Origin of the sequence: Enterobacter cloacae complex sp. IR5450 (genome assembly GCF_049238665.1) — a bacterium.
GTDB classification, from domain to species: domain Bacteria; phylum Pseudomonadota; class Gammaproteobacteria; order Enterobacterales; family Enterobacteriaceae; genus Enterobacter; species Enterobacter hormaechei_C.
Genome location: NZ_JBMKIC010000005.1, coordinates 186373 through 192899 on the forward strand (window position 1 = coordinate 186373; position 6527 = coordinate 192899).

The window sequence follows — 6527 nt, forward strand, 5'->3', positions numbered from 1 at the left end:
AGAAAAGTATGAGCAAGTTGAAAGACTTGGTTTGCAGACCTGAATTTTTGAGTGTTAGCAGCAATGAGGTGGCTAAGGAGTTTGGCAAACGCCATGACCACGTTCTGCGTGATATTCGAGTTATCTTCAACTGGTTAGGGCTTCCGGAAGACCATCTTTCGGGAACTTATACAGATGATAAGGGCAGAGTTTATCCATGCTATAGGCTCGATAGGAAATTAGCTCTGGTGTTGCTGACATCCTATGACAACGCTTCTCGCTTGAAAGTCATTGAGCATTTTATTGAGAATGGTGGTCAGCTATGAAAAATCTATCCAATGTAAAAAATGATCCTGGTTTTTCAGCGATGTCTAGCCTAGAAATCGCTGGTCTTTGTGAAAAGCGGCATGACCATGTAATGACCGATATCCGGAACATGCTCAAACAGCTCAATATTCAATCTCCCGACTTTTTGGGAGATTACTATGACGACAAAGGCCGCAATTATCCATGCTTCCATCTTCCTAAGGATTTATGCCTGACGCTGGTATCTGGCTATAACGTCGTTCTTCGTAAGCGAATCATTGATCGATGGCTGGAGCTTGAGCAGCAAAATCAGCCAAAGGTCCCACAGTCTTTTTCTGAGGCGCTTCGCCTGGCTGCGGAACTGGAAGAGCAAAAGCAGATGCTCACTGACCAGCTGGCTATAGCAGCACCGAAGGCTGAATTTGTTGATCGCTATGTGGTGGCCACTGGTTCAATGACATTCCGCCAGGTTGCCAAGCTTCTAAACGCAAAAGAACCTGAGTTCCGACTTTTCCTTCTCGACAACCACATCATGTATCGCCTGAACGGTACGCTAACGCCATATCACCAGCACATCGAGGCAGAACGCTTTGAAGTGAAGACCGGGACCACAAATGCATCCAACTATGCCTTCAGCCAGGCAAGGTTCACGGCGAAGGGGGTTAAATGGATTGGCGGTCTGTGGGCTGAACATATTGCTAAGGGGCAAATTGCGTGAGAGCCATACTGACACCTGAAGTTGCTCCTATGTCCGGGGTAGTGCTGTTCCGTCCTGGCAACGAATTACTGTGGTTATTTCGTCAGGGGAGGGTGGTGATTGAAAAGCCATCAGAGGCAATCCAGCATCTTCCATCCGGGTTAATTCCTGACGCACATCAGCCGCTGGCAGATGATGCCAGTATGCGGGAAATTTTCGTGAACGAGAGGGTTATACAGCGTGCCGGTGGTCTGTCAGGTCTTGATGCATGGCTTGAGCGTAAATTTGAATGTCAGTGGCCCCACAATGACTGGCACTCAAAGGACTTTACGGTGATGCGTCACGCACCCGGGAGCATTCGCCTTTGTTGGGGATGCGATAACCAACTGCGTGAACAAACTACTGAAAGACTAGCAGGAATTGCCATGCAGAACCTGGTAAAATGGTTACTCGGAAGGGTGAATATTATGCTGGGATTCAGCGAAGACCATACCCTGACGCTTCCGGAATTCTGCTGGTGGATGGTACGCAACGATCTGGCTGACCTTATTCCTGAACCAGTGGCGAGCAAAGCCCTCAGGATTAAGCCTGAATCGCACAGTTCCGTAATGAGGGAAAGCGACATTGTTCCGTCGTTACCGGCGACTGAAATCCTCCAGGAGAAGGTGAAGAAGGTTGTCTCCGTTAAGGTAGACCCTGAGTCACCGGAATCTTTCATGCTTAGGCCAAAGCGCCGCCGCTGGGTTAATGAGAACTGGACACGCTGGGTAAAGTCCCAGCTTTGCGTCTGCTGTAACAAGCAGGCAGACGACCCCCACCACCTGATAGGCCACGGGCAGGGTGGAATGGGTACTAAGGCGCATGACCTTTTTGTGATACCGCTGTGCAGAGCGCATCACGACGAGTTACACGCTGATCCTGTGGCATTTGAAGCGAAATACGGCGACCAGTTAACGCTGCTGTTTCGGTTTTTAGATCGTGCGCTGGCAATTGGCGTACTGGCGTAAGTGGAGACGCAAATGATCAATCCTTCAGAAGTTGGCAAATCCGGCGAGATGGTTCGCCTTCGCACTCTCGAAAGCATCTGGGTACAGGGCAAGCTCCGCATGTGGGGTCGCTGGTCATACATCGGTGGTGGCTCAGGCGGGAACATGTTCAACCAGTTGCTTGCATCCGGAAAAATCACCAAGACCGCAATCAACGATGCGCTGCGCCGTATGAAGAAATCTGGCATCTCCAAACCCGAGCTGGAAGCATACCTGCGTGAAATCCTCGACAGTAAAAACAAAACTGGCCTGGCGTTCTGCTCAGACGAGGAGGGGCTAAAGATTGACGGCGTTATTGCTGCGGTATTGATGAACGAAGAATACCGTAGGCTGTATGGCGTGATTGTTGATCGTCATCGTCTGCGTAAAAGCAAACTCCAGATGGCTAAAGAGCTTAATTCAAAACACCCCGACTGGACCCTTATTACATGCCGTCGTCGCATTGATACATGGGTTAGTCTTGCAGAATCGATCCTTTACGCACCACTTTGTGATGCGTTCGGCACAAATGGCGACAGATTTAAGTTGCATAGTGAGCAAGAAAGTGCTTAAATTGTGGTAGGCTCGGGACAGTAAAGCGTACTGAGCAACAAATCAAAACATAAACCCGCAACTGCTGCGGGTTTTTTATTTTAAGGTGCTGCCTCCGGGTGGCCTTCTTTGTTTCCCCTCGTTCTGAGAGGACTCATGTCGATGATGTATTGACCGCTAGAATGGATTAGTCGTAACTTATTATTGTGGTGAATCCTTTCTAAGCGAAAGGGCGTTCCAGTCAACTGCTATCTGCAGGTATGCGCGCGGCTTTGCTGACTGGGGTAGAGTCACCGGGAGGCACCCGGCACCATGACAACAACAATACAGTTTCAAATTCCTTGAGAGCCTGCCGTAAAAAGCAGGCCATTTTTTATGAATTTGCAAACTGCTGCTACGCTTGAAATGTGTGTTGAAGGTAATTGCCTGATGGTTCTCCTGAACCGTTGTGAACCAGCCCGATACTGTCTCACTCAGGTCAGTTAGCAAGACTCACGACTACCTACCTTACTTACTAATAGTCACTCATTAGCCCGCCTTCAAAAGCGGGCTTTTTTTATTCCCCTCATCACTGAGAGGATTCACGGCAATAAGAGGGGGCTTAATGTCCGATCCATTAACCGGCACCGGCGCTGTTCTCGGCGGCGGCCTGCTGGGTTCAGTCCTGTACGGAGTCTTTACTCATACAGATTTTGGTGTGGTGTTCGGGGCGTTTGGTGGTGCGGTGTTCTACGTCGCGACAGCAACGAACCTGTCGCGTGCCCGACTGGCAGCATATTTCCTGACGTCGTTTATCGTTGGGGTGCTTGGGGCGGGACTTATTGGCTCACTGCTAAATGCAGCTTCGCACTATGAAAAACCGCTGGATGCACTGGGTGCAGTGATTCTGTCTGCCCTGTGTATAAAAATCCTCACTTATCTTAACAACCAGGACCTGAACAACGTGTTCAAGTTTTTCTCGCGGCTACGTGGGGGAGGGGGAAATGGTAATTGACCCGTCAGCAGTCTTTAATGCGTTTATTTGTGCGGCCATCGTCATCGTGCTGATGTTTTACCAGCGACATGGCGCCCGGCATCGCCCCTTTATTTCTGTCCTGGCGTATATAACCGTGCTGGTTTACGCCGCGATCCCCTTGCAGTTCATCTTCGGCCTTTATCGTGATTCCAGCTGGCTGGTGGTGGTCGCAAACATTCTTATCTTCGCCGCCATCCTGAAGGTTCGTGGAAATATGGCGCGGCTGGTTGATCGTCTGAGGCACTAATGAACCAAACACAATTTCAGAGGGCGGCTGGTATCAGCGCCGGGTTAGCTGCGCGCTGGTTTCCGCATATCGACGCCGCTATGAAGGAATACGGCATCACCGCACCGCTTGATCAGGCCATGTTTATTGCCCAGATGGGGCATGAAAGCACCAGATTTACCCGGCTGGTGGAAAACCTGAGTTATGCGGCTGAAAACCTGGTCCCTACATTCGGCAGCCACCGCATCACTCAACAGCAGGCCGCCGCACTTGGCAGAACGGCAACGCAACCAGCAAATCAGAAAGCGATCGCCAATCTGGTATACGGTGGAGAGTGGGGAAAAGAACACCTTGGCAATCAGGTCGCTGGTGATGGCTGGAAATATCGCGGTCGCGGGCTGAAACAGGTTACCGGCCTGAGCAACTATCGCAGTTGTGGCCACGCGTTGAAACTGGACCTTGTTACTCATCCGGAGCTGCTTGAAAAGGATGAATACGCCGCGCGCTCAGCTGCATGGTTCTTTGCCTCCCGCGGTTGCCTGCTTCATTCCGGCGACGTTGAGCGCGTGACACTATTAATCAATGGCGGCCGTAACGGGCTGGATAAACGCCGCGCGCTGTTTAACCTGGCGAAATCAGTTCTGTTGTGAGGTGAATGTGGGGATCGAAACGATAATCGGGCTGGCCGCACTGGTTATTTCCGCTATTGCCGGCGCTTTTGGCCTGGGCCATATTCGCGGCACCAGCAAAGCGGAAGCGAAAGCAGACCAGCAGCGCACTGAAGAGAAGGCCGCCGCCACTGAAGCAGTAGCAGAGCGCCGTGTTGAAGCAACGAAAGAGGCCAGCAATGTACAGCAGACTGTTAACCATATGTCTGGCGACGATGTTGATCGCGAGCTGCGGGACAACTGGACCCGTAAGGGTTGAGGTAGTGGACACGGCTTGCGACTGGGTTAAACCCATTTACGGCACCGCTCATGACTGGGATGTTCTGGACCGCCAGACGAAGAAAGACATCCTGGCGCATAACAAAGCGTGGCAGGCTAACTGCCAGAAACAGGAGTGAAGCATGCTGCTGTGTTCACATTCAATAGCGGGGATATTTCCATACCCACCCAAGAGAGAGCCACAGATGAAAGTTCAGGATTTAAGTCATGCCTATAGCATCTGGGAAAACATTCGAGAACTGCAAAAACAGCGCGATCTCATCGCTGGCGGAGGTGGTCTCGGTGTGACTATCCAGTCAGCATATCAGGATGCTGCCTTTGAAGAGGCAATCCGGCCTCATGCTGTAGCAGAGCTGGAACGTCGTATTGAGAAACAGAAAAAAGTCATCATCGACCTCGGTGTTTCTTTTTCTGACGGCTAGGCATTGCAGCAGGCATTCACTGAGTGCCTGTGATAATGTTTTCGGACATATTTTTCAAGGAGCTTTACATGTCCGAATATCTTTTAACCTGGGAATATTATGACCAGGACTGGAATTTGTGTGAGAAAGGAAATTTTGTGATGAGGGTTAATAAAGGTGATTCTTTCTTAGATAGCCTGACTGGTTACACCGAAGCGATGGCTGAAGCCAGAGGTGCAGAAAAGAACAGGGTAGTGGTTAGCTACTGCACAAAAATAAATTAGCTCTTAAACCAACCTATAGCCTCGCAATAGCGGGGCTTTTTATTACCAGAAGAAGGAGAAGAAGCATGTTAACAGTAAAAGTGATGTCGCCGGGCGGCGGCGAAGAGATTCATTGCGGGTTGAGTGTAGGGTTCAATCCGGGGCAGCAGAGCATCGCGGTATCGGGAATGGACAAAAATGTATTCCTGAAACCCGGCGAGGTCGCCTATGTGATGAACCAGAATGGAAAGACGGTATCTCGTTACGAGCATATTGCCAGTCAGGAAGCACTGCATAACGCGGTGGATTCGTAGCCATTACAAAGCTCACCTGCTGGTGGGCTTGATAATAGTTGTCCCCACAACCGGATAATGTTGGCGGCATCCCCTGTGAGATATGGGGAAGAGCAGGCAACGATTGACTACCTGCTCTTATCTTTTAAAGACTAAATCCAAGCTTTTTGGCAAGGTTTTTAATCAAACTATTGGTATTGAGATATTCCGTTGTTCCTACAGCAGCGCCGCAAGAAGCGCACTGGATGAAAAGGATACGAAAATTACTGTTCGAGACAGGATGCTCCTTCATTTCGAACCTTGTAGATGAGCACTTTGGGCAAGAAGTTGTAGCCATAAAAATCCTTATAAGAGGTAATCAGCCATCCCTCTTGTTTAGGTTCGCTGATGTCCCACCATCAACGGACTGAGTAGTCAACATATCCAAAATTAATAATCCTAGCAATTACATGGTTTTGGTTTTATGCGCATCGCACGCGCACATCAAAGAAAGTCTTTCAGCTGTGAGCCTGGGCAAACCGTTAACTTTCGGCGGCTTTGCCGTGCGACAGGCTCACGTCTAAAAGGAAAATTAAAATGTCAGAATCTTCAATCGTCCCTTACGTAAAAACCACTCCCAAACCTTTTGGTGTGAACGTCGAATGGAAATGGCCGGGTGGATGCGCGGTGCTAGAAATGCAATGCCTTCATGAAGATGGCCGACTTGTGAAAGAACGCATCTTCTGGCCAGCTACCGTATACCTTATTTCCGGGCTCAAAACTGGTGAGCGAGTTCAGGTGCGTCTGCGTCCAATTGCAGAGGATGGCTCAGCACGAGATTGGC

At 49.9% G+C, this 6527-nt stretch carries 13 protein-coding genes; all 13 read left to right on the plus strand.

Going from position 1 to position 6527, the window contains the following annotated elements; genetic code table 11:
• The first annotated feature begins 8 nt into the window (after nt 1-8).
• A complete protein-coding gene (locus ACOTYB_RS06950; protein ID WP_227113637.1) occupies nt 9-305 on the plus strand; it encodes a Rha family transcriptional regulator in 297 nt (98 codons plus the stop codon).
• A complete protein-coding gene (locus ACOTYB_RS06955; protein ID WP_353435481.1) occupies nt 302-1003 on the plus strand; it encodes a phage antirepressor KilAC domain-containing protein in 702 nt (233 codons plus the stop codon). Before ACOTYB_RS06950 ends, ACOTYB_RS06955 begins: the two co-directional genes overlap by 4 nt.
• Entirely contained in the window at nt 1000-1989 is a 990-nt protein-coding gene (locus ACOTYB_RS06960; RefSeq protein ID WP_421765784.1) for a DUF968 domain-containing protein, read from the plus strand. Before ACOTYB_RS06955 ends, ACOTYB_RS06960 begins: the two co-directional genes overlap by 4 nt.
• 12 nt (nt 1990-2001) lie before the next feature.
• Nucleotides 2002-2580: a DUF1133 family protein gene (locus tag ACOTYB_RS06965; RefSeq protein ID WP_252072923.1), complete on the plus strand. Its 579-nt coding sequence runs from the start codon at nt 2002-2004 to the stop codon at nt 2578-2580.
• 583 nt (nt 2581-3163) lie between these two features.
• Complete coding sequence (locus tag ACOTYB_RS06970) at nt 3164-3553, plus strand: phage holin family protein (protein ID WP_017384387.1); 390 nt, start codon at nt 3164-3166, stop codon at nt 3551-3553.
• The gene (locus ACOTYB_RS06975) at nt 3543-3821 is read left to right on the plus strand and encodes a phage holin family protein (RefSeq protein WP_017384386.1); all 279 of its coding nucleotides are present in this window, start codon (nt 3543-3545) and stop codon (nt 3819-3821) included. Before ACOTYB_RS06970 ends, ACOTYB_RS06975 begins: the two co-directional genes overlap by 11 nt.
• Nucleotides 3821-4450, plus strand: a complete 630-nt coding sequence (locus ACOTYB_RS06980) for a glycoside hydrolase family 19 protein (protein WP_252052191.1) — start codon at nt 3821-3823, stop codon at nt 4448-4450. The genes ACOTYB_RS06975 and ACOTYB_RS06980 overlap by 1 nt, the downstream gene beginning before the upstream one ends.
• A 7-nt stretch (nt 4451-4457) precedes the next feature.
• The gene (locus tag ACOTYB_RS06985) at nt 4458-4727 is read left to right on the plus strand and encodes a hypothetical protein (RefSeq protein ID WP_058686916.1); all 270 of its coding nucleotides are present in this window, start codon (nt 4458-4460) and stop codon (nt 4725-4727) included.
• 4 nt (nt 4728-4731) lie between these two features.
• Nucleotides 4732-4866 (plus strand): hypothetical protein, encoded by a 135-nt coding sequence (locus tag ACOTYB_RS06990; protein WP_032671062.1) that lies wholly within the window; start codon nt 4732-4734, stop codon nt 4864-4866.
• A 66-nt stretch (nt 4867-4932) separates the two neighbouring features.
• Entirely contained in the window at nt 4933-5169 is a 237-nt protein-coding gene (locus tag ACOTYB_RS06995; RefSeq protein WP_032671572.1) for a hypothetical protein, read from the plus strand.
• A 68-nt stretch (nt 5170-5237) separates the two neighbouring features.
• Nucleotides 5238-5432: a hypothetical protein gene (locus ACOTYB_RS07000; RefSeq protein ID WP_023305914.1), complete on the plus strand. Its 195-nt coding sequence runs from the start codon at nt 5238-5240 to the stop codon at nt 5430-5432.
• Nucleotides 5433-5497: 65 nt separating this feature from the next.
• Nucleotides 5498-5725 carry a hypothetical protein gene (locus tag ACOTYB_RS07005; RefSeq protein ID WP_023305915.1) on the plus strand — a complete coding sequence of 76 codons (228 nt, stop codon included), beginning with the start codon at nt 5498-5500 and terminating at the stop codon, nt 5723-5725.
• 555 nt (nt 5726-6280) lie between these two features.
• A partial coding sequence (locus ACOTYB_RS07010) for a hypothetical protein (protein ID WP_421765785.1) occupies nt 6281-6527 on the plus strand: 247 nt, incomplete at its 3' end.

Coding starts and splice junctions, on each gene's coding strand:
- ACOTYB_RS06950 (WP_227113637.1), top strand. CDS start 9: ATGAGCAAGTTGAAAGACTTGGTTTGCAGACCTGAATTTTTGAGTGTT.
- ACOTYB_RS06955 (WP_353435481.1), top strand. CDS start 302: ATGAAAAATCTATCCAATGTAAAAAATGATCCTGGTTTTTCAGCGATG.
- ACOTYB_RS06965 (WP_252072923.1), top strand. CDS start 2,002: ATGATCAATCCTTCAGAAGTTGGCAAATCCGGCGAGATGGTTCGCCTT.
- ACOTYB_RS06970 (WP_017384387.1), top strand. CDS start 3,164: ATGTCCGATCCATTAACCGGCACCGGCGCTGTTCTCGGCGGCGGCCTG.
- ACOTYB_RS06975 (WP_017384386.1), top strand. CDS start 3,543: ATGGTAATTGACCCGTCAGCAGTCTTTAATGCGTTTATTTGTGCGGCC.
- ACOTYB_RS06980 (WP_252052191.1), top strand. CDS start 3,821: ATGAACCAAACACAATTTCAGAGGGCGGCTGGTATCAGCGCCGGGTTA.
- ACOTYB_RS06995 (WP_032671572.1), top strand. CDS start 4,933: ATGAAAGTTCAGGATTTAAGTCATGCCTATAGCATCTGGGAAAACATT.
- ACOTYB_RS07000 (WP_023305914.1), top strand. CDS start 5,238: ATGTCCGAATATCTTTTAACCTGGGAATATTATGACCAGGACTGGAAT.
- ACOTYB_RS07005 (WP_023305915.1), top strand. CDS start 5,498: ATGTTAACAGTAAAAGTGATGTCGCCGGGCGGCGGCGAAGAGATTCAT.